This window comes from Brevibacillus sp. TJ4, assembly GCF_044627595.2.
GTDB lineage: Bacteria > Bacillota > Bacilli > Brevibacillales > Brevibacillaceae > Brevibacillus.
In genome coordinates this window covers 101,831-124,540 of record NZ_CP185865.1, presented here as the reverse complement: position 1 = coordinate 124,540, position 22,710 = coordinate 101,831, and the positions used below count along the sequence as shown (strand labels likewise).

20 protein-coding genes are annotated in these 22,710 nt (G+C 53.3%); 6 read left to right on the top strand and 14 right to left on the bottom strand.

Going from position 1 to position 22,710, the window contains the following annotated elements; genetic code table 11:
* Positions 1-13 precede the first annotated feature (13 nt).
* Genes ACAF76_RS00560 through kduI form a run of 4 tightly spaced genes read right to left on the bottom strand, consistent with a single transcriptional unit; the run spans position 14 to position 3,419 of the window.
* On the bottom strand, positions 14-499 hold the full coding sequence (locus ACAF76_RS00560) for a TRAP transporter small permease (protein WP_400164398.1): 486 nt from the start codon (positions 497-499) through the stop codon (positions 14-16).
* 16 nt (positions 500-515) lie between these two features.
* A complete protein-coding gene (locus ACAF76_RS00555; protein WP_400164399.1) occupies positions 516-1,583 on the bottom strand; it encodes a TRAP transporter substrate-binding protein in 1,068 nt (355 codons plus the stop codon).
* A 14-nt stretch (positions 1,584-1,597) separates the two neighbouring features.
* Positions 1,598-2,575, bottom strand: coding sequence for a C-terminal binding protein (locus ACAF76_RS00550; RefSeq protein WP_400164400.1), 978 nt, complete (start codon positions 2,573-2,575; stop codon positions 1,598-1,600).
* Between the two features lie 13 nt (positions 2,576-2,588).
* The gene (gene kduI, locus ACAF76_RS00545; RefSeq protein ID WP_400164401.1) at positions 2,589-3,419 is read right to left on the bottom strand and encodes a 5-dehydro-4-deoxy-D-glucuronate isomerase; all 831 of its coding nucleotides are present in this window, start codon (positions 3,417-3,419) and stop codon (positions 2,589-2,591) included.
* A 388-nt stretch (positions 3,420-3,807) separates the two neighbouring features.
* Here kduI and ACAF76_RS00540 point away from each other — a divergent pair, with 388 nt between their 5' ends.
* Positions 3,808-4,569 (top strand): IclR family transcriptional regulator, encoded by a 762-nt coding sequence (locus ACAF76_RS00540; protein ID WP_400164402.1) that lies wholly within the window; start codon positions 3,808-3,810, stop codon positions 4,567-4,569.
* 85 nt (positions 4,570-4,654) lie between these two features.
* Here ACAF76_RS00540 and ACAF76_RS00535 read toward each other — a convergent pair whose 3' ends face one another.
* From ACAF76_RS00535 to ACAF76_RS00515, 5 genes are all read right to left on the bottom strand, one after another.
* Positions 4,655-5,839, bottom strand: a complete 1,185-nt coding sequence (locus tag ACAF76_RS00535; protein ID WP_400164403.1) for a copper amine oxidase — start codon at positions 5,837-5,839, stop codon at positions 4,655-4,657.
* Positions 5,840-5,867: 28 nt separating this feature from the next.
* The gene (locus tag ACAF76_RS00530) at positions 5,868-9,671 is read right to left on the bottom strand and encodes a fibronectin type III domain-containing protein (protein ID WP_400164404.1); all 3,804 of its coding nucleotides are present in this window, start codon (positions 9,669-9,671) and stop codon (positions 5,868-5,870) included.
* Between the two features lie 3 nt (positions 9,672-9,674).
* The gene (locus ACAF76_RS00525; protein WP_400164405.1) at positions 9,675-11,462 is read right to left on the bottom strand and encodes a CHASE2 domain-containing protein; all 1,788 of its coding nucleotides are present in this window, start codon (positions 11,460-11,462) and stop codon (positions 9,675-9,677) included.
* Complete coding sequence (locus tag ACAF76_RS00520) at positions 11,459-11,821, bottom strand: DUF3307 domain-containing protein (protein ID WP_400164406.1); 363 nt, start codon at positions 11,819-11,821, stop codon at positions 11,459-11,461. Before ACAF76_RS00520 ends, ACAF76_RS00525 begins: the two co-directional genes overlap by 4 nt.
* 458 nt (positions 11,822-12,279) lie before the next feature.
* Positions 12,280-12,504, bottom strand: coding sequence for a hypothetical protein (locus ACAF76_RS00515; protein ID WP_400164407.1), 225 nt, complete (start codon positions 12,502-12,504; stop codon positions 12,280-12,282).
* 96 nt (positions 12,505-12,600) lie between these two features.
* Here ACAF76_RS00515 and ACAF76_RS00510 point away from each other — a divergent pair, with 96 nt between their 5' ends.
* From ACAF76_RS00510 to ACAF76_RS00500, 3 genes are read left to right on the top strand one after another with little or no spacing between them, the layout of a single operon-like run.
* A complete protein-coding gene (locus ACAF76_RS00510; protein ID WP_400164408.1) occupies positions 12,601-13,122 on the top strand; it encodes a hypothetical protein in 522 nt (173 codons plus the stop codon).
* A gap of 24 nt (positions 13,123-13,146) precedes the next feature.
* A complete protein-coding gene (locus ACAF76_RS00505; protein WP_400164409.1) occupies positions 13,147-15,306 on the top strand; it encodes an ABC transporter transmembrane domain-containing protein in 2,160 nt (719 codons plus the stop codon).
* 16 nt (positions 15,307-15,322) lie between these two features.
* Complete coding sequence (locus ACAF76_RS00500) at positions 15,323-15,829, top strand: GNAT family N-acetyltransferase (protein WP_400164410.1); 507 nt, start codon at positions 15,323-15,325, stop codon at positions 15,827-15,829.
* 276 nt (positions 15,830-16,105) lie between these two features.
* On the opposite strand, the gene ACAF76_RS00495 is transcribed toward ACAF76_RS00500, so the two are convergent.
* Genes ACAF76_RS00495 through ACAF76_RS00485 form a run of 3 tightly spaced genes read right to left on the bottom strand, consistent with a single transcriptional unit; the run spans position 16,106 to position 18,591 of the window.
* The gene (locus tag ACAF76_RS00495; RefSeq protein ID WP_400164411.1) at positions 16,106-17,470 is read right to left on the bottom strand and encodes an MATE family efflux transporter; all 1,365 of its coding nucleotides are present in this window, start codon (positions 17,468-17,470) and stop codon (positions 16,106-16,108) included.
* A complete protein-coding gene (locus ACAF76_RS00490) occupies positions 17,463-17,810 on the bottom strand; it encodes a GIY-YIG nuclease family protein (protein WP_400164412.1) in 348 nt (115 codons plus the stop codon). The genes ACAF76_RS00495 and ACAF76_RS00490 overlap by 8 nt, the downstream gene beginning before the upstream one ends.
* A 25-nt stretch (positions 17,811-17,835) precedes the next feature.
* Complete coding sequence (locus ACAF76_RS00485; protein WP_400164413.1) at positions 17,836-18,591, bottom strand: DUF2087 domain-containing protein; 756 nt, start codon at positions 18,589-18,591, stop codon at positions 17,836-17,838.
* Positions 18,592-18,808: 217 nt separating this feature from the next.
* Here ACAF76_RS00485 and ACAF76_RS00480 point away from each other — a divergent pair, with 217 nt between their 5' ends.
* Entirely contained in the window at positions 18,809-19,135 is a 327-nt protein-coding gene (locus ACAF76_RS00480) for a heme oxygenase (RefSeq protein ID WP_400164414.1), read from the top strand.
* A gap of 199 nt (positions 19,136-19,334) precedes the next feature.
* Positions 19,335-19,949, top strand: coding sequence for a DedA family protein (locus ACAF76_RS00475; protein WP_400164415.1), 615 nt, complete (start codon positions 19,335-19,337; stop codon positions 19,947-19,949).
* Positions 19,950-19,987: 38 nt separating this feature from the next.
* Here ACAF76_RS00475 and ACAF76_RS00470 read toward each other — a convergent pair whose 3' ends face one another.
* Positions 19,988-21,292 carry a (Fe-S)-binding protein gene (locus ACAF76_RS00470; RefSeq protein ID WP_400164416.1) on the bottom strand — a complete coding sequence of 435 codons (1,305 nt, stop codon included), beginning with the start codon at positions 21,290-21,292 and terminating at the stop codon, positions 19,988-19,990.
* Positions 21,289-22,692, bottom strand: coding sequence for an FAD-binding oxidoreductase (locus ACAF76_RS00465; protein ID WP_400164505.1), 1,404 nt, complete (start codon positions 22,690-22,692; stop codon positions 21,289-21,291). The genes ACAF76_RS00470 and ACAF76_RS00465 overlap by 4 nt, the downstream gene beginning before the upstream one ends.
* Positions 22,693-22,710 lie beyond the last annotated feature (18 nt).

Here is a 22,710-nt window from a genome sequence, read left to right as displayed (position 1 = left end):
TCCCTTCTTGCCCCTATAGCTCTACTGTGCTTTTTTTGGCGGTAACGATTTGCACCACATTGTAGATGCAATAGAAGATGATGAAGATACCGCTAGCCGGGATCGCTGCATACAGGTACCCCACGGGAATCTGCAGGGCAGCGGACAGTTGGGTCCAGGCCAGGGCGGTTGCCTTGTAGCCGCCGATGACCAGGACCAGCGCGGAAAACACAATCACTGTAATTTCAATCAGCACTTCCGCGCCCCGTCTGAGATTGCCGGGCAATCTGTCTTTGACAAACTCGATTGCCATATGCCCCTTTTCGCCAAACACGTAAGCTGCTCCGAACAGAACAAGCCACACAAAGCAGTATTTCGCCAATTCCTCAGAAATGACGCTCGGGTCGTTGAAGACAAACCGCGTCACGACTTGCCAGGTCACCAGCAGCACGAGAAAACCGAACAAGCCGATACACAAGGCGGCCAAGATTTTATCGAGTGCATGTTTGATCGCTGCCATAGGCCCACCTCGTTATTTATTGCACTGCGTCACGCACTTTTTGATACAGCGCTTTTGCGTTGTCAGACGTCAATTTTTCATCCAGCAATGGTTTTACGGCGTTCTGGAAAATGGTAATGTCAGGCTCGTTGAACTTGGCTCCAGCGGCTTCCGCAGCCTGTTTTGCCGCTTCCACGTCGGCATCCCACAGCTCCACTTCCCGGTCGATCGCCTTGGAGAACTCCTCCAGGAAGGCGGTGCGATGCTCGTCGGACATGCTGTTCAGCAGGCTGGTGTTGATAATCAGGTAATCGGGGATCATCAGATGTTTGGTGTAGGAATAGTACGGTGCGATTTCCACGTGCTTGAGATTTGCGTAGATCAGTTCGTTGTTTTCGCCGCCGTCGAGCACGCCCGACTGAATTGCGGTGTACACTTCGCCTTGGCCCATCGGGGTACCCGTACCGCCCATGTAGCTCATCATTTTGATATTGGTATCGCTTTCGATGATTCGGATTTTCAGACCGTTCAAATCTTCCGGGGTTTCAATCGGCTTCGTTTTGTTGTACACGTTGCGAACGCCGCCATGGAACGCCCCCAATACCGTCATGCCCTGTGCTTCCGTCGATTTGTACAGGTCGCTGACGATCTCCTGGTTGTTCAGGACCGACATCTGATGTTCCTTGGAATTGAATACATACGGCAGGTTGAACACGACGAAATCAGGATTGAAGTTCTCCATCAGGCTGCCCGCTACAATCGACATGGCAATTGTGCCCGACTGTACCAGCTCGATCGTTTCCCGCTGCGCTCCCAGCAGTTCATTGGGGTACATCTCGATGCTGTACGCTCCGCCAGTGCGTTCTTTCAGCTTTTCTCCGAACTCTACCATCGCCTTGAATTGCGGGTGATTTTCCGGTTGGTTGAACGCAACCTTCAGTACCTGCGTCTGCACCGAACCGGTACCTGTTTCCGTACCCGTTCCCGTCGTGCCGCCACCTCCGACGCCTGTGGAAGTCGGATTGTTGCTGGCGCATGCAGCGAGCATCGTCGCCATGGCGAAAGCGGTTACAATTGCAAAAAGTGACTTTCCTCTCTTTTTCATGTGTTGATCCCCCTCTATATTTTGTAAGAAAGCTGATTCACCGGATAATGGACCTGTTCTCCCCGCAAAAAACGCACCGCTTCCTCGGCCACTTTCCGCTTCAGCTCCAGGGCCGCCTGTTCGGAATACCAGGCCATATGCGGCGTGCATAAAAACTGGCTGTGGCGCAGCAAGGGGGAATCGCTGGGTAGCGGCTCCACCTCCGCCACATCTGCAGCCGCCCCCGCGATCCAACCCTGTTCCAGCGCCAGGTCCAGCGCTGTTTCGTTGACGATGCCGCCACGCGATACGTTGATCAGATAGGCGGTTTGTTTCATCAGCCGCAGCTCGGCTTCATCGATCAGGTTTCTCGCTGTATCCAGCGGACAATGGATGGAGACGACATCCGATGTCGCCAGCAGTTCTTCCAGCCCGACGAGTTGGATATGGGCAGGCAGAGTGCGCGATGGCTTTTCCCGATGCTTGGGATCGTAGCCGATCACCTGGCAGCCGAGCGCGTGTACTTTGTTGGCAAACGCAGTGCCGATCCGCCCCACACCGATTACTCCGACTGTTGTCTCACTGTGGCGAAAAATCGGGATGCTTTTCGTGTAATTCCACTCGCCCCGGTGGACGGCTTCGTTCATCAGCACGATTTTTCTGGTCAAAGCCAGCATCAGCGCCAGCGCGTGATCCGCCACTTCGTGAGTCCCGTAATCCGGCACATTGCAAATCTGCACGCCATGCCGGGTCGCTGCTTCCAGATCGACATTGTTGACGCCGACCCCGTAGCGTACGACGAGCTTCAAGTCGGGCAGGCTTCGCATCACCTTGTCTGTAATCGGCGCGTACTGGTTGAGAAACACCGTGGCGCCCTGCCCTTCGCTCACCACATCGTCTTCGCTCAGACATGCTTTATGTGCGAACGAAATACCGGCAGCATCGAGAATACGAGACTCGATTTCCATGCTCTCATGGTCGCAATCCGTAATGATTACCTTGTGTTCGGCCATCGGCTCACCACCTTTATCGCAAATCCTTCATCGCGACATGGTCCATGTCGTCGAAATCCTGATTCTCGCCGCACATGCCCCAGACAAAGGTGTACCTGCGCGTGCCGATGCCTGCGTGAATCGACCAGCTCGGCGACAGGACAGCCTGTTCGTTGCTGATGACAATGTGCCTCGTCTCCTCCGGCTTGCCCATCAGGTGAAAGACGCGCGTATCTTCTGCCATATCGAAGTAGAAATACACTTCCATGCGCCGCTCATGGGTATGGCACGGCATCGTATTCCAGCCGCTTCCTTCCTCCAGAACAGTCATGCCCATGCTGAGCTGACACGACTCCAGCACGTCGGGATGGATAAACTGGTAGATTGTCCGCTTGTTCATCGTCGCCGCTTCACCCAACGGACGGGCCAGCGCTTTTTCCAGGCCGACCTTTACAGTGGGATAGCTGGTATGGGCCGGGCACGAGTTGAGATAGAACTTGGCCGGATTAGCCGGGTCGAGCGAGCGAAACACGACCTCCTTTGTCCCTCTGCCGATATAGATGCCTTCTTTCGGTCCGATCTCGTAGACCTCCCCGTCGCAGGTGATGGTCCCGGCTCCGCCGATATTGATCGCCCCCAGCTCCCGTCTCTCCAGAAAATACTTCGCCGCCAACTCCTTGCCTGCGTCCAATGACAGCGCTTTCGAAACTGGCTTAGCGCCGCCGTAGATGATGCGATCAACATGGCTGTACGCAAGCTCGATCTGGTCCTCCACAAACACCTTTTCCATCAAAAATTGCTCACGCAGCTTTTCCGTCGTGTACTGCTTTACGTCGTCCGGATGATGTGCATACAAGATTTTCATGTCCAACCAACTCCTCTGTACGTCGCTATCCGCCGCCTTCAGGGCAAGCGGGGTGGCCTCACCACGCCTGCGCGACGCGGGTTCAGACAGCTCATTCAAAAGTGGGAAAGGGATACAGCAGGAAAACACTCAGTTTTGTTAAAATAAGGTATTGGTTCCACAATGTAGAACATCGTTCCATAAACATAGTAATCCATAGTCAGAATATTTTCAATACCATTTTTTGAGTTTATTTCCAGTTCATCCTGTTTCTTTCACTCGCTTCTGTTTACAAGGCTAAGTGATTCTACTATGATTAACATGAAACAGTTTTCAAAAGTGCGGCTTTTCAGTATCTTCAAAGGGATTCACGCAGGGGAAATGCTTTTTGTTTTGAGAAGGGGAACCTATGTCGAATGTACAATCGCTAGAGCGTGCTCTTACGCTTTTAAACGTCCTCTCCGACTATCCGGAGGGAATCCAGATCACCCGGCTGTCCGAACAGGTCGGCCTGTCCAAAAGCACGACACATCGTCTCTTGGCCACGCTGCTGCATATGAACTACGTGGTCAAGGATGAGCACACGGAAAAATACAGGCTCGGCTATCAGCTTGTCTATCTGGCCCGCAACATCGTCAGCTCTCTTGATGTCGTGCGGGTGGCCAAGCCATTTTTGCAAAAGCTGTCACAGGACGTCAACGAAACCGTTCACTTGTGCATCGACGACAACGGTGAAGTCATGTACATCGATAAAATCGAGAGCAACCAGACGATACGCATGTACTCGCGGATCGGCAGCCGTGCCCCGATGTACTGTACTGGCGTGGGCAAAGTCCTGCTTTCCGGCATGTCGGAGGAGCACTATCAAAGGGTCGTCTCTGCGATGAGCTTCGCGGCCCGCACAGCCAAGACGATCACCTCCAGGGAAGCTCTCGCCCAGGAAATCGCCGCTGTGAAAAAGCAGGGCTACGCGTTGGACAATATCGAAAATGAAGAGGGCATCCGCTGTATTGCCGCGCCGATATACGATTACCAGGGCAAGGTCATCGCCAGCTTCAGCATCTCCGGCCCGAGCAACCGGATCACGATGGAACGCGTCCAGGACGAGCTGATCCGCAAAATCCGGCAGACCTCTCTGGACATCTCGCAGCAATTGGGCTATCGGGAATAGACATGCCCCGACACGCGTACTCATGCACAAGGAAAAAGCCTCAGGCTCCCTGTTCGGGAATCTGAGGCTTTGCTTTTGTAGATGGTTATTCTCCCGCCGTACCGGGCGTGATATGCAATATGGCATTGGCGAAGGAGTCGACTACCCAAATCGTTCCCTGCGGATCAACCGCGACATCGACGGGCAGCGAAAGCGATGGTTTTTCACTGTCACTGCTGTCGCCTCCTGCCAATGTCGTCACCCTGCCATTGAACAGATAACGCACCGACTGATTTTGGCTGTCGGCGATAACCAGACCGCCCTCTGCGGTGAGCGCGATCCCTCTCGGAAATTGGAACTGCGCACTGGCGGCTTCTCCGTCTGTATAGCCCCCTTCCGCATACAAGCTGTCGTCTGCGGGGCCAGGCATTGCGTTGCCGGCTACCGTCGTGACGGTTCCGCTTTGCAGATCAATATAGCGGATTCGCTGGTTGCCCGTATCGCTGACATACAGATTTCCCCGCTCATCCAGCGCCAGACCGGACGGCTCGTTAAACAACGCCTCTGCCAACGCACCGTCACGGTAGTCTCCTGCCTGCTCCACATAATCGCTATGCAGCCTGGCGACACGGTCCGATACCTGGTTCAGTGTGGTGACAGTGCCATCCGGGGCGATTTTGCGAATCGCGTGGTTTAACGTATCTGCCACGTACACAGTTCCGTCCGGGGCAACCGCCACATCAGCCGGAGAGTAGAACCGGGCTTGTCCCCCTGCTCCGTCCTGATGACCGAGCACGCCGTCTCCCGCAATCGTCACCACTTCTTCTGGCGTGATCTTGCGAATGGCGTGGTTCCCCGAATCCGCGACGTAGAGAATACCCTGGGCGTCTACCGCCATTCCCTGGGGATATTGGAACAAAGACAGCTTCAACGGACCGTCGATCCAGGTGCCAGCAGGAAAGCCTTTTTCGTCGTTGCTTACAATAATCCCGGCGTACGTGTCGACGGTGTCCGATACGATGTGGCGAATCAACTGATTCCGCGTATCAGCGACGTATACCGTGCCGTTCGGCAGCAAAGCGATTCCCATCGGATAGCGAAAGGTGGCTGACAGAGCTTCGCCGTTTTCCTCGCCTGCCGCTCCGCTTCCCGCTATCTTGCCGATATGAGCCTGCTCGTACAGACTCACAGCCGTTCCTGAAGAGGGATCTGCCGCCTGGGCCATCGGACTTCCTGCCACAAGAGCTGCCAAAACAAGCGACCCACCCAGCAAAGCAAACCCTTTTTTCATCCGCATTCGCTCCCTTGTTTTCGTCGTATTAAGCGCTTGGAGGCGCGGTTTTTACCGTTTTTTGGTCAGAGGCGAGTGGCGATCCTGCTTCTACAGGCATCGCCTGTACCTGTACCTCATATTCCGTGTCAGGCTGCAAATCCGTAAATGTGTATTGCGTATCCCCACCTGGAACATTCGCTACTTCCGTTCCATTCAAGGACACTCGATACGTCCCGACGGAAGGATCGGAGTAGGACCACGATATGGAAATCGTGGTCTCCCCCACCTCTTCTACTGCCAAAGTGAGATTCACCTGTTCGGTCTTCGTCCGAAACGCAGACTCCCCTTGCGCGATGAGCTTATCGTTGCTGTCATACGCACGAACCACTACCTCGTAGGCGGTGTCCGGCACCAGGGAGGCAAGCCGATGGGTTCTTTGCCCATCCCCTGGTATCGTCGCTACTGTCTCATCATCCAGATCGATGATGTATTTCACAGCACCGGTTACCAATTCCCATTCAATCAAGGCTTGATCAGCGGCAATTTCGGCTACGCCTACATCCATGCTCTCCGGTGTCGGTGAACCCGCTGTAGCCTGTGTCAACTGACCAAGTGCGATCGGATAGTCTGCACCCACAGGCCAGGCCGATACCGCGATCACATACTGCGTATTCGGCTCCAGATCGCCGAATGTAAACTCCTTCGTCCGATCCGAGTCGACGTAGCCTACTTCCTCGCGGTTGAGCAGCAGGCGGAATTCTCCGCTGAACGAAGCATCGTACATCCACACAATCGATATGGCATTTGCCGTCACGTCGGCAATCTCGATCGGTATTTCCTCCAGCGCGTCGATGGAAAACGCTCCTTGACCGCTTGCAATGACCATCTCGTTTTCGTCGTATGCGTAAATATCGAAAGAATACTCTTCCCCTGGGGTCAGAGAATACACATAATGCCAGATCATTGGGCCATCGTCCTGAATCCAGTCACAACCCGACTGACCGTCGCCATACAGGCATACTTCATATTCGACAGCACCCGGTACTGCCTCCCAGTAGATCGAGACCGAGTTACCATCAACCATTACATCCGGGTAAAACAGGTTTGGACTTCTTACCTCAAATGTCTTTCCGCCGCTGGCCAGAATATTGCCATTCCTGTCTACGGCGTTGACGACTGCGTGATACTCGCCTGGATTGGACACTTCGCTGAATAAGGCCGACAATTCTTCTTCCGCCATTACCGTGGTGCATCTTTCCTGTCCTCCGCCAAACAAGCAGATTTCATAATAGACAGCACCGCGTACTGCACTCCATTCTACAAATACGCTGGGACCGTCAACGCTTACCTGCAGCTCCACTTTCGGGTCCGGCTGAGGTTCGGGCTGTGGCTCAGGTTCGGGGGGCGGAATGATGCCCAATAGAAACGAATTCGTCTGCGCTGCTAGATTTCCAGACTCATCAACGAACATCACGACAAATGAATTTTGCGGCATCAAAGCCGTGTCAGTTTGCAGCGTGAGTCGCAGTGACGTCGAGCCGACCTGGGAGCCATTCGCAATCGCCAATTGCTGCGAGTCGTTGTCAGAGACGATGGAAAAACGGTACGAGCGTCCATTTTCCAAAACAACCCCGGAACCGGAACCGCTGCGTATCGGACTCGTAAAAGACAGCAAGATCGTTTGGCTATCCTCCACGCTTGCACTGGCAGTCGTATACGTCCATTTTGTCGTCTCACTATCCCTCATGTTGGCAGCAACCGCATATGCTTCAATCTCTCTTCCGTCCGCAATCACAGGCGGATTTGCAGGATTGTAGCGATTGAATCGCCCTCCCTGGCTGTAGTAGACTGTCGCCGCCCCGGGAGCATTCAGATGTACCGCAGTATTCGGATTGACGAGACCTCCTGCCGGATCAGCGTTTACGACAGGCGCCTGAGCAGCATGATAGACGCCATAGGTGGAGAAATGCCCAACCCGTGCGATTGCCCTGCCATTCTGGATGACAGTGTCTTTCACATGCTCCCATTCACTGTCGCTTTTTTTGTAGAAAACGCCGACATCATCAGAGTTTCTCCCGCCTTGAAGCGGATACGACAAGGTCACCGGACTGGTCAGCTCGATGCCAGAAAAGGCAAAATCCAGTACCAACCCTGCTGGTGTCAATCCCGTGCCCGGCGAAGCCGGCTGCGTCTCGCGGACCGTTACTGTCGCCTCTGCAGGAACTGCATTTGTTCCTACATCCAGCACGAAACCGTTCGCAAACTCCATCGGGCCTTGTTTCACCTTGACCGGCTTGCCGAGAGGACGATAGATCTGCACCGTGAGCAGCACCGTTTGATCATAGCCCGCTACCCTGCCTACAGCCTGGAAACGTCCAGTCTGGCTCGTGTCGATTTGGGACGGAATCCATGATACCGGCGTCTGCCCCGTGCTGCCGTCGTTTAGCTTTGCCGGGATCAAGCGTGGCAGAGTGTAAGCAGAATCTACTTCAATGGTTACGGAAAGATCGTCTACCTCCACGACCCTTGTGCGATCCTCTTTTTCGTCTTGTCGACCACCGGAACCGCCAGAACCGGAACCGCCGGAACCAGAGCCGCCGGAACCGCCGGAAGCAGGTCCTCTGGCACCTTCAATGGAATTAGGGTCAGAACCCGTTCTCTCTAGTAACGCTTGTCTAGCCCTTTCTTGCGCTCTTTGCGCTGCCTCTCTATTTTCCTGTTCCAGCTTTTTCCGCTGTTCCTCTACCCTTTGCATAATATCGTTTCGCTGCGATTCCGCCTGGTTTCGCTGCTGCTCTCTTTTCCGCTGCACTTCCTCTTCCCGCTGCCGTCGCATTTCCTCGATCCGCCGTTGTTCGTTTAAACGCTCGTTCAGTACAGGCTCAGGCCAGTTTACAGATCGATCGAGGTCAATTAGCCCCGCCGATGGATCACTCTCTGCCCTCCTCACTATTTCTTCTACTTGCTGCGGGCTCAGTTTGCCGTCGTTCATCGCTTCCCTGAGCAGCGAAGAGAGAAACGACTCTATATTCCTCGCATATCTCTCTATATCTTCTGTTACTTCCACACCCGGCGGATTGCTCCCCGTCTCTCGATTGTTCGCGAATTCCTGCTTTAGCTTGGCGATCATGTCTTCGTTTTCCTGATCCATCGTTTCCTTGTTGCGAAGAATCGCCTCTATAGTGTCAGATGATGCATGTTTCAGGAAATCCTCCGGCAGGATCGCGGAAACAGACGACTCCGGCGGTAACTCTCCCTGCCTTCCAAAGAATGTTCCTTGCATCAAGGGCTGTACCGGGGCGATTGCACCGCCCGAAGGATGCACCTCTACTACACCAGACGCTACTACGACACCGCTTCTCCCCGTAGTGGGATCAAAGGTAAACAGGAATTGCGTCCCGCGAACACCCATAATCGCCGTCGGTGTCTCGACGTGAAATTGATCAGTCTGGTTGGTCAACGACTTTACTTTGACGTAGGCTGAGCCTGACGCTACCTGTATGCCGGTTTGCTTGCCGCCGACAGCCTCCTGCAATTGGGACAGGTAAATTTCCGTATTCTCGCCCATGGTTATCTCATCCTCATGGTCGACAATCGAAAGAATCACGCTAGAGGCTGGTCCTGTACTGATCTGGTCCCCTTTGTTCAGGCTCATTCCCGCAAACGCCTTGTACGCTTTGGTTCCTCCTGCCTTCTTGACGTTGACGGTGCCAGTCACCTTCTCCACCTTCGCGACTCGTGCCGTGTCAGCGTACACAGGCGCAGCGATAGCCAGCATCAAAAAGCATGCCGCGAACAGCATGGCAATCCCGTTTACCAGCAGACGAGAGCTGGTCGTTCGTATTTCCATGTTCTACACCTCCCCATTTTCTTTCCATTCACCCGAATCTACTTCGTACAGCCGGATTGCAGCGCTTTTTCCTTTCACCATCTTGTCACCGACTTCCCGATAGGAAAACTGCTCGCGGGTCCGCAAATACGTCTCCTCCGCCACCAAAATCTGATTGGCCTGCGCAATGGACTCGATCCGCGCCGCTGTATTGACTGCGTCACCGATAGCCGTATAGTCGACCCGCAAGTAAGAGCCGATATTGCCCACGACTACTTCCCCGGTGTTGATCCCGATGCCGACGCTTACGTCTACGCCGTATTTCTGCCGAATATCCGCCTGTACGCGTTTCATCCCGGCCTGAATCTCGCACGCCGTTTTCACGGCATGGTACGCATGGTCGGGCACGTCCAGTGGAGCATTGAACAGCACCATCGCCGCATCGCCGATGAACTTGTCGATCGTTCCTTTGTTCGCCAGCACACAGTTTGTTGTCATGTCGAACATCGTGTTGAGAAAATCGACGATCTCCTCCGGCTTGAGCGTTTCGGACAAAGGCGTAAAGCCGCGAATGTCGAGAAACAGGATCGTCAGCTCCTTTTTGACCCCGCCTACAGGCACTTCTACATGATTTTTGGCGATCTGCTGCACCAGCTCGGGCGACAGGTAACGGCCAAACTGCCTGGTGATGAACTGCTTTTGTTTTGCTTCAAAATACGTCTTGCCCGCGAGATTGACGAGATAGGCCAGCCACAAGCCGACGAGCAGGTATACGACGTCCAGATAGACGGAAGTGCGCGAATACATCAGCCACTGCCCGACGAGCAGCACCGCTGTCGACGCAAAGAGGAGCAAAATGCCGGTGATTGCCCGGCTCCGCCAGGTAAACCAGATCGCGAGCGCGATGACTGCAAGCATCAGAATCAGGACAAGCATATCGCCTGCGACAATGATTTTTTCATTCTTCAGCAACTGGTCGACGATATTGGCATGGGCGTACACGAGGTACATGTTGTTGTCCACAGGTGTAGCTTTGGCATCGTCGCTTGCCGCAGCCATTCCGATGAGGACGATCCGGTCGGTGAAGGTTTCAGGCGGAACCTCACCGCTTGCGACCATGTAAAACGGAATGTTCAGGAAGTCCCGGGTCGAACTGTTGAACTTGATATGCAGTTCGGTCTGCGGGTTGTCCTGCAAAAAATGCTGCACATCGGCACCGTACATGTCAGCCACCTTGTAGCCGAGCGAAGGTATCGTGCCTTCCGGGGTATCCAGCATCAGCCAGGTGCGACGAATCGTGGCATCCTCGTCAATCACCGCATTGATATGAGCGGTATGGGCTGCTGAAGAAATCTCCGGGATCGACTTGTACAAAGCCTGCCCCTTTACCAGTTCGCCCGCTCCAACCGTTGTCGTCTTGTTGAAGAAGTTCTCCAGTTCGGCGAATGCAGGGATGATGACATTGTCGTGCTTGGCAAGCTCTTCGGCAAATGCCTGGTCGATCGACGGGTCCGCGCTTTGCGTCGTAAACATGATGTCAAAAGCGACCACTTTCGCGCTTTTGATCTGCTCCAGCAAGGGAATGTAGACGTCGCGCGACCACGGGAAAGTACCGATTACATCCAGCGACTCCTGGTCGATGTCGATCACGATAATATCTTCATGGGGAGCGTGCGACATCGTGCTCCGCTGGTTAAAGTCGTATAGCGCCCGACTCAACACCCGCAAGGAATCCGTGAAAAAAACAGCCAGAGAAAGCAGCAAAAGCGACAGGTTGGCTAGTGCGACAAATTTTCGCATCTGACGGTTCATTGCGAGATCCCCAGTGCCACAGCCAAAACAATCAAATGAAAGCTCTGGTCCACGACGATCATCAGCCATTTGTTCCGTTCATCCGTGACCCGCATCACCCGTCTGTACCAGAAGGCGACGAAACCGCGCCGATCCAGGAAGACGTGGGAAACAAAGACCAGGCCGATCGCCCACCAGGACAGTCCTGCCGGAATAAACAGATACGAGACAAGGCCGATGACCAGTGTGTACACCGTACAATGCGCCAATAAAGGGGCCCATCTCTCTGCCTTGTACTTCGCCATCCATTCCGTCTGTAGCAGGTAATCTCCAATCAAATGCGCAATCAACAGCAAGTCAAACGGGCTTATCGGGTTCATGTTTCGCGCCTCTCCCTTTTTTCTCATCTGAATATCTCTCGTACGGCGAAGTCTGGACGCCAGTAAACGGCAGTCGCGCGAACATGTCTGCCTGCAACAAAGCCTTCCTTGTGTCCACGGGTGCATGCACAGTGACGACAGGCAGTGCGTCACTTCGCATCGCCAGTTCTCGTTCGTACTGAAGCGCTTCCACTGCTAATTCATGCCCGACTCCTCAGCACGGGTAAATGTCCTGCTCTCGCTGCAAGCAGTCAGCACATTCTGGCAAGGAAAATGTGCGGGTTTACGGCGAGTGCCTCTTTTTGCATAATGAGTTCCTGGATTTGTTCGAGTGATGTGGCAGGAAAAGTGGATTGGCAAGTCTGCCAGCTACCTGAATGGCAAAACACAATACGTGCTTGCGCTGTTCGTGGGGTTCGTCATAAGGGGTTCAGACAAGCTGTCATAGTTACCAAAGCTCACGAGGCATTCATCGATGGCAGCGATATGCTCTCGGTTTTTTCGAGTGACCGATTGCTTAAAAAAAGCTCGTCATCCTTTGTATCGGCAAAAGCGGCAGCCATTTGGATAGTTTTTGCCTGCAAAATTCGGTTCGTCCAGCGGACTTGCGCAAAAAGATGGTGGTTATAAAGTCTTGGTTTTTCGACAATGCTGATACTTTTTCCTTCTTCTCTACCACGCATATTTACCCGCCTACCAAAATAAGATATGATTTTCCAAGATTCCACTATCGCTTTCGTTTTCATGGAAAACGAGAAAGAGGAAGCAGGAGACCTACTATGTATACCTATTTTTCCGTCTGCTCCACCGAATCCTACCAACAGAAATACATCGTCTTTCTTCTGGAGAACTACGAGCAACTGCGTCTGCCGTACCCGTTTTCCGTCTCGCTGAGCTTTCTGGCGAGTCCGATCTTGCTGGAGCGGGAAGCGATTCTCGCCTTAAACGAAGAGGAAGAGCCGGTGGCCGCTTTCTCCTATATTTATGGGACAGGGGAAAACAACTATCAGGACAAAGACATTGTGCAAGTGCAAATCGCTTTTATTTCCGAACCTTACCGCAATACCCGCCTGTTTTTGCGCGGTCTGCAGTTTCTCATCGAGTACATCGAGTCGCTGGATGAACCGGTGAAGGAATTCCGGTTCTGGGCTCCGGCAGACGACGACTGTCGTACGCTGTTTGGCAAAATGGCCACCCTCTCTTCCAGCGTCGATACTGTCTTCGGCAGAATCGATGAGTATCGCTCCTCCTTTGCGGCCTGGAAGGATTATGCGGCACGTTTTCGCTACGACAATGTCTAATCCCGCATAGAAGGAGGTGCTGTTTTGCTGACCGTTCTCAAGCAAATGTTCGGCTACATGCGCCCGTACAAACTGTTAGCCTGTCTGTTTTTTTTCACCTTGCTGCTGGACCTTCTGTTCGTCTCGCTCGCTCCTCTCAGTTTCCAGTTTCTGATTGACCATGCTATCGAACCAAAGGACTTCGACGCATTCTTTTTGATCATAACGGTGCTCGTCGTCTTCGGCGTCATCGGACTTGTCGCGGGAATTATCAGCGACTACGTGCTCTCCCGCCTGAATGCGCGGATTCAGACAGACTTGCAAAAAAAGCTGTTTGTCCACATGCAGCGGCTGCATATCGGTTTTTTTCAGAAAACGAATCCTTCCGATCTCGTCGCCTACTTTTCGCTCGATCTCCCGACGATCGAGCGCGCGATGACGGTCATTTTGACTACCGGCATCCAGTCTCTTGTCGTCGTGACGATTACGGCATCGGTCCTGTTCTATTTGCAATGGAGCATGGCTCTCCTGATCCTGGTGGGCGCCGCAGTCATTTTCATCGGGCCCTACCTGCTGCGCAAACGGGCACAAAACGTGGCTGCCGATTACAAAGAGAAGCTGACGGAGATGACCGGTGACGTGCTGGAGGCCGCCAAGGCGCAAAATGTGATCAAAGGCTTCCATCTTCAGCAAGCGATCATCCACAAATTCCAGGAGCGGCTGAACATTCTTTTTGTCAGCAGCTACAAGCGGAATGTGATGGGAGCCCAACTGGAGCGCATCCCGATGATCAGCCTGCTGGCCATCAACTTCACCATCATCGGCTTCGGCTCTTACCTGGCGATGCAAGGGCATATTACGCTGGGAACGCTCGTCGCTTTCTTTACGATGTACACCTCTATGGGCAATTCCGTCTTCAACCTGACGTTCGCCCTGCCCGCACTCACGGAGGCGTTGGTCAGCATGGAGAGAATCAACCGGCTCTACCGCGAACCGGAGGAGGCAGCGGGCGGCACTGATTCGGCCGGCTTGGAATCTAGGCGGCCAAACATCGCAGCGAAGCAAGTCACGTTTGGCTATCACCCGGATCGCCCGGTGCTCAGGCAGGTAAGCCTGTCCATTCCTGCCGGCTCCTCGGTTGCCTTTGTCGGCGCGAGCGGGTCCGGGAAAAGTACGATGGTGCAGCTGCTGCTCGGCCTGTACGAACCGGAGGACGGCGAAATCCGGATCAACGGCGTCCCGCTGCAAGCCGTAAACCGAAGCCTCTATCGAAAACAGATCGGCGTCGTATTTCAGCACAATTTTCTGTTTCGCGGCACGCTTCTGGACAATATCCGTGTAAGCAAGCCGGATGCTACCCTGGAGGAAGTCGTCGACGCGGCGAAACAGGCAGAAATCCACGACTTTGTCAGCAGCCTGCCGGACGGCTACCACACGCAGGTGCTGGATGAAGGGACGAATTTTTCCGGCGGTCAGCGCCAACGTATTGCCATCGCCCGGGCGATTTTGCGCGATCCTGCGATATTGCTGCTCGACGAGGCGACATCGGCTCTCGATCCGTTGGCGGAAGATGCGATTATCCGCACCTTTGCCAAGCTGTCCCGTGACCGGACGGTACTCTCCGTAACGCATCGCCTCGCCTCAATCACTGATGCAGATTGCATCTTTGTCTTCGATCAGGGGCAGGTAGTAGAGAGTGGCACGCATGCGCAATTGCTTCAAGAGGATGGGTTCTACAAAAAGCTGTGGGACAAGCAGAGCGGCTTCACGTTCAAGGAGAGCGGAAAGGAAGTGGAAATCGACCACGAGCGGCTGTCCCGACTCCCCTTTTTCCACGGTATCGAGCCTGCCGTCCTGCAAGAAATTGCCGGGCTTTTTCACACGAAGACGTGTGCGGCCGGAACGCCCGTCATCCGCGAAGGCGAGGCTGGCGATACGTTTTACGTTATCGCCCGCGGCAGGGTGGAGGTCACCAAAACGGTCCCCGACTCCGATGCCGGACATGTGCGTTTGGCGGTATTGGAGGATGGCGATCACTTCGGCGAGATCGCCCTGCTGGAGCAGATTCCGCGCACCGCTACCGTTTCCGCGATGACACCGTGCGTATTTTTGACGCTTCAGCGCGAATCGCTGGATTACATCCTGTCCAGGTACCCGGAGATCGACGCTCACGTCAGACGGACACTGCAAGCGAGAAAACAGTAAAAGGAGAGGTGCCCGTATGCTCCCCCGCTTTCGAAGCTGTACAACCGATGCGGATTTGGCGCAGTTTACACTTGCCTTTATCCGGCAGCGCTCCGACTTCAACAGCCTGTTCAGACTGGTAGACGTGCTCGCGATGATGCTGGAGACACTTCCTGACTCCCTGGTCATTCTGCTCGAGGACGAGGCAGGCCGTACGATCGGCTGGATTCACTACCAATACCTGAATGAAGAGCTTTTGCCCGATCCCCGGGGAGAGGTCGCCTTTATCAACTCCGTTATCTTAGCCGAGCCGTACCGCAGCAGCCGTACGTTTTTTCATGGATTTCGCCGGCTGGCGGCACACATTCGCGAAGAAAACAGCGCGGTAAAAGAAGTGAGGTTTTTCGCCCAGACCGAAAACGCCTACCTCAACCGCCTGTACGCCAAGTTTGCCAGCATCGTCGAACATCGGGACGGGTACCACGGCCCGGAACATGTCTACGCTACCGACTTTTCCCGATTGCTTTCCTATTTGCGCTGCTAAAACAAATTGACGGTAATTTGTGGCAAATGCTATGCTGGCTTTGCATGTATCCCAGCTGAAAGGAGGAATTCACTTGTATCCAGCAAAACCGACCTTCTCAGGTAAAGATAAAAAACCGCTGCTTAAAATCTCGAACCTGCTGAAACAAAACGAACAACTGCGCGTAACCGCTGCGAAGTAATCATTTCGTTATTTGTCATCGAGAAAAACTTCGATACGCAGCAAAAACAGGGTGTCCATCACGCAGGCAACTGCGGTGTGGGACACCCTGTCTAATTATTCGGGCACCAGGACCTGATGCGTTTTTTTCTTCCAGGCACAGCGGTAATAGACGGACTGAACGGCGAGATTGAACAAAAAGGCGATCGGATAAGCGATCCAGACTCCGTGCAGTCCAAGCGGTGTCATCTGCGAAAGAACATACGCTACCGGCACCTGCACGACCCAAATGCTGGAGATGGTAAAAATCGTCGGCCACAGGACGGTTCCCGTCGCTCGCATGGTCGCGGAAATCGTCATCGTATGTCCCATAAACACATAGCCCCAAAACGAAAGCAGTATCAAGCTGCGGGCAATCTCCAATGTCTCTCTGTGATCCACAAACATGCGCAAAATCGGGTCAGCCGATACACAGATCAACAAAATGACCGCTCCGCCAAAGAGGTAGTTTAGCGCAATCCCCGTTTTCGTAATCTGTTTGAGCGCTGCATGATTCCCCGACCCGATCGATTGGGCCACGAACACCGACACCGCAATCGAAATGCTCATCCCCGGTATCATCACGTAGCTCGCAATCTGGTTGACGACGCCGTACGCAGCCGTCGCATTCGAGCCGTACTCATTGACAAAAGTGAGCACGGCAATTTCGGACATGGAGAGCGCCACCATGCTGATACTCGTCGGAATCGCCAGGCGGACGAGATTTTTCAGTACCGCTCCCTCAAGGCGAAAATGCCTGAACACGCGCGCATCCAGCATCAATGCGTGTTTTTTCTTGTGCAGATACAGAAGCAAAAGTGCCAATGTAAACAATCCGGCACATACAGAAGCATACGCGGCCCCGTTCAGGTGCAAGGCAGGCAGCCCGAACCACCCAAAAATCAGGACGGGCAAGAGAATCAGGTTGATCGCTGTACTCACAATCAAAAAGTAGAAAGGCGTCTTCGAATCCCCTACGCCGCGCAACAAGGTGGTGTAGACGATGTACAAATACGTAATTGGCAGCGTGGCAAACAGGATGCGGGCATACACGGCGCTTGCATCCAGGATGTTTTCCGGCGTGCCCATCCAAAAGAGGATGCGCTCTGCGAATACCGTTCCCAGACAGGCGAGAACCACCGAGACGAGACTTGTAAAAGCCAGGGTGATTCCCACCACTTCCTTAACCTTCAAAAGATGACCGCCGCCGTATGCTTGCCCGATCAAAATCGAGCTGCCCGACCCGATCCCGATGGCAAACGAAACGAGAAAAAAGTACAGCGGAAAAAAGGCTGAAATGGCCGCAAGCGAGTCTACGCCCAGTGTTTGCCCCACCACGACCGCCCCGAACACTTGTCCCAGCGATTGCAGCACACTGGATAACACGACAGGCACGAGAAACAACACCATCGCACGGACGACTGACTGTTTTTCGCTACTCATGGTTGTAGCCGCGCTCTCCATACGGCTGCAAGCGCTCCAGCCACTTAGCCTCCAATTTTTCCAGTTCGCGCTTCTCGTCAAAATAAGGGTCCTTCTTCTTCTCCAGGACTTCCAGCACTTCGAACGCAAACGCATCTTTCCCATAGCGGTTCCATTCTTGCTGCAACCCCTTGTAGACGCTCATCCCGGCCTCCAGCGAAAAGCGCAAGCCGTTCAACGTCTTCAAATTTCGTGTGCTGCCCACAAAAATCTTGTTATTCTCGGTGTTTCTGATCTGATACACACCCGCTTCCACGGGGGTTTCCTTGTATAACTGTTTCAGTTCTTTTTTACGGTCCATCTGATAATCCCTGCTTTCCCACAATCTATTGTTTCAACCAGTACTGGCTGCCATCCGGCTTGCGGTCGATAAAGCCGTAATCGATCAAATACCTGCGAATCGTCACGTAGTCCTCGTACACGGCTTTCAGCACCTCGTTGATTTCCTTCTCCGTGTACACGCGGTCGCTCTCGATCCGTTTGGCGATTTCCCGCAGGACGATGAGTTTTTGTTTTTGCTTCAGCGGAAACTTGGCCAGACGTCCATCCGGCCCGTCAGGAAAATGCTTGGCGACGATCCGCTCCTGCTCGTCCTGGGTGACGTTGTACCGATCATCGACCATCGTGGCAGTCTTGTGCAACGGGACGAAGGACGGGGCATGTTTGTCTCTTTCCTTGAGCAGCTCCATCATCGTCAAAAAAAGCCGGGCCTGTCGCTCCCTTTCTTTGAGTGCAAAACGATGGTGCCTGATCGTCGAGGCGCTGCCGATGCCCAGCTCCTTCTGCACCTCTGCGTCGCTTTTGCCCTGGAAAAACAGGCGAAGCAGATTGCTCTGGTGATCGGTCAGACCTGTCAGCTTCTTGTCCAGCCCGATCAGATAGTCGAATACGGAATGATGCGCATCTGCGATGTGGATGCGCATGTACCGCTCCGCTTCGTACAAAGTCCCCGCATGCGGATAAATGACGCCCTTTTCTACCTGTTCTCCGCACAGCAGACAAACATAGGAGTCCGCTTGCTCGATATAGCCCTGCTTCAATTCCTCAATCGAGGCATTCCAAAAGAGATCAGATTGTTCCATCTGCCAACACCCACAATCATCGTTTATTAATTAACAAACTAAAACCATATTTCGTTTGTTATTTTACAAACATATTATCCGTTTGTTTGTTTATTGTCAATACGTATCCTGCGCGTTTGCATTTCCGCTCTCCCCCTCCCATCCCTTGGTTTTTACATGTCTTCTCTCTGGCAATCATGTATAATAAACGAGTACCGAAAGAAATGGAGTGATCACGATGGTCGTCGTAACGAATCGCATCCGGGTAAAAAAAGGCATGGGCCAAGCCATGGCTGGCCGTTTTACCGCTCCAGGCCCGCTCGACAGCTTCCAGGGATTTGTCAAAGTGGAGGTGCTGCTGCGGCAAAACCTGGACGATCACGATGAAGTGAATGTCAATATGTACTGGGAATCACTCGCAGATTTTACCGTTTGGCGGGAAAGCGACGCCTTTCGCGAAGCCCACAAACGTCCCGAGCCAGGTGCAGAGCCGAAAGAATCACCGATCCTGGGCAGTGAACTCGTCACTTATGACGTAGCGGCAGTGAAAGAAGCCAGGAAGTAGAACGATGCCGTCAGGTACGCATTTCGAATCAAAACGCAAAAAGACCGTTTTTTACTTCGGTCTTTTTTCTTTATATAATAGAGTCTGACTGTCTTTTTCGGCGCCCAAGAGCAAAATCGTGCCTATCCCTGTATCATTCCCGGGGATCAATTCGTACTAACATGTTGAGGATTTCCCTTGGATCGAGGTGTACTTGCTGATGGATAACTGGATCACGACATTTATGGATGAGTTTGGCTACCTGGGCATTTTTCTTTTAATCGCAATCGAAAATTTGTTCCCGCCCATTCCCTCTGAAGTAATTTTGACGTTTGGCGGGTTTATGACCACGTATACGACATTGAGCATCGTCGGTGTCATTATCGCCTCGACTCTGGGATCGCTGTTCGGAGCCGTGGCACTGTACCTGATTGGTGCATGGTTCGAAGAAAAGCGGATGGAGAAGCTGATCACCCGCTATGGCCGCATCCTGCGCCTGACCCATGAAGACATCCACAAAGCGTACGCCTGGTTTCACAAATACGGGCCATGGGCCGTGTTCGTCTGCCGCCTGGTTCCGCTGGTGAGAAGTCTGATTTCCATTCCTGCCGGCAGTGTCCGTATGAACTTTGGTACATTTCTGGTGCTTACGACACTTGGCTCCCTTCTGTGGAATACTGTTCTCGTCTACGCAGGAGCAGCGATCGGTGCCTCGTGGGAAGAAGTGCTCGACTACATGTCCATTTACTCCAGCGTCGTCTATGCCGTGATTGGCTTGCTGGCGGTCCTGAGTGTCGGACTGTTCATGCGAAAGCGGATTTGGCAGAGAAAATAAAAACTCCTCACGAATGAGGAGTTGGCAAGTCTTATGCTTTATACGGTCAGGCCGCACCGTTGCCCCAAATATTCCACAAGGTGAACAACCCGCATACGGTCAGCCAGGTTTTCGCGTTCGACACCCAGTTTCATTTGCAAAAGACAGCCAGGATTGGTAGTGATAATGGTGACAGCTTCGGTATCCTTGACATGCTTCATCTTGTGATCGAGGATTTCCATCGAAGCATCGTACTGCACCAGGTTGTAAATTCCCGCTGATCCGCAGCACATATCGGCTTCCGCCATCTCCACCAGCTCTACGTTTGGCAGGCCTTTGAGCAGTTGCACTGGCTCTGTTGTCACCTTTTGCACGTTGGTCATATGGCAAGAACGCTGATAGGTGACTCTCTCAGCCGGACCTTCTTTTCCTGTGACACCACCACAGAGCATCAGTACCTGTGAGATGTCTCTGGTTTTCTCTGTAAATGCTCTCGCCTGATCGGCCCACTGCGGTTCGTCTGCCAGCAGGTGGTCGTATTCCACCAGCATCGCACCACAACCACCCGCGTTGTTTACGATAAAATCAACCTCAATTTGGGAAAAGGCCTGAATGTTTCTTTTCGCGAGTTCTTTGCTTTGATCCAACTCTCCCGCATGTGCGTGGAGGGCGCCGCAGCAGGTTTGATTCTCGATGACGATCACTTCGCAGCCGACTTCAGCCAAAAGCTGCACAGAAAGCTGATTGATCCTTCTGAACATGGCGTCCATTACGCAGCCGACAAAAAAAGCGACGGTGTACTTTTTCTCTCCCTTGGCTGGCGTGACGCGGGGAAGACTGGAGCGCTCTCCAGGAGATACCGCTGGCGGTACGATTGCTTCAAATTCGCCCATATGGACAGGCATCTTCTTCATCAGACCGCTTTTTCTGGCCAGCTTTTGAACGCCGCTTTTTTCGTACATCCACATGGCGTTGCCGAGCAGCTTCATCGCTTTGCGACTGGGGAATACCTTTTTGAACAGGAAGCTGCGCATCGCCTTTTGCGGGATAGAATACGATTTGCGCCGGGTAATGGCAGCGCGCGCAGACTCCAAAATCGCTCCGTATTCAACACCCGTCGGACAAACCGTTTCACATGCCCGGCAGCCCAGACATAAATCCAGCGGCTCCTCCAACACGGAAAGATCCGTTATTTTGCCCTCTCCTGCCATTTTCACCAAATTAATTCGACCGCGCGGAGAATGGGTCTCCTTCCCCATCGTCATGTAGGTTGGGCAGGCGGGAAGACAGTAGCCGCATTGTACACACTTGTTTGTTTTGTCGTAATTGAGTTCGGCACGTAAAGCCTCGAGATTATTGTTCATTCGCTTAACACCAACTTTTGCCCGGGCTCAGGAAATATTTTCCCCGGATTCATAATGTTATGGGGATCCCATACTTGTTTGATCCGCTTCATCATTTCCAGACCGACCGCGCCCAGCTCCATTTCCATAAACGGTGCCTTCATCAGTCCGATACCGTGTTCGCCGGACAAGGTCCCGCCCAGCTCGACAGCGGCTTCAAAGATTTCCGCAACCGCCTTTTCCACGCGGGCCATCTCTTCGCGGTCGGATTTGTCCGCAATGATATTCGGATGCAGATTCCCGTCACCGACATGCCCGAATACAACCAGATGGATGTTGTACTTTTCTTTGATCGCCTGCAAACGGCGGCACATCTCCGGGATTTTGCTGCGCGGCACTGTCGCATCCTCTGAAATCTTCGTCGGCTTTACCCGTACAATCGCTGGTGAAACCAACTTTCTCGCCTTCCACATATCTTCCTTTTCTTTCTTTGTTTGCGGTACCCGTACTTCTCTCGCCCCGATCTCCTGACAAACTCTGGCTACCTGCTCAGCTTCGTCCCGTACAGCCACCGGGTGACCATCCAATTCAATCAAAATCAACGCTTCGGCATCCCGCGGGAGACCAGACGGCTGGTAGTTTTCCACCGCAATCATCGACGCCTGATCCATCAATTCCATCTTGGATGGGAGAATACCCGAAGTCAGAATTTGCGAGATTGCCTTGCCTGCGTCAACCAGGTCATCAAAAATCGCCATGACAGTCTCAGAAGCGGGCGGTTTCGGAATCAGACGGAGAATCGCTTTGGTGATGATCCCAAGCGTACCTTCCGAACCAACGATTAGCTTGGTCAAATCGTAGCCTGTTACGTTTTTGACCGTTCTCCCTCCTGTTTGGATGATCTCCCCCTGCGGCGTAATCACTTCCAGTCCAATCACGTAGTCTTTGGTCACGCCGTACTTCAAGCCGCGCGGCCCTCCCGAGTTCTCAGCCAGGTTTCCTCCAATCGTCGATACGTGAGAACTGCTAGGGTCCGGTGGATACATCAGTCCCTTTGCTTCCGCAGCTTTGTGGATATCGGCAGTCAATACACCCGGAGATACAATCGCCACCAGGTCTTCCTCATCGATCTGCAAAAGGTCGTTCATCACAGACAGGTCAATTACCATGCCGCCGTCGACCGGAAGCGGTCCTCCGCTCAAACTGGTTGCCTGCCCACGGGGGTATACAGGGATCTTTTCACGATTTGCCAGTTTGACCAACTCGGCCAGTTCTGCCACGTTTTTGGTCTGGATGACGACATCCGGAAGATACGTTCCGAACGACGCATCAAAAGCGTAGCTGAATCGATCGCCTTCTTCTGTCAGCACTTTTCCTGTTTTGACGATTGCCTTGATTGCGCCAATCTGTGCCTCTGTCATTGATTTCATTGTCTTTCC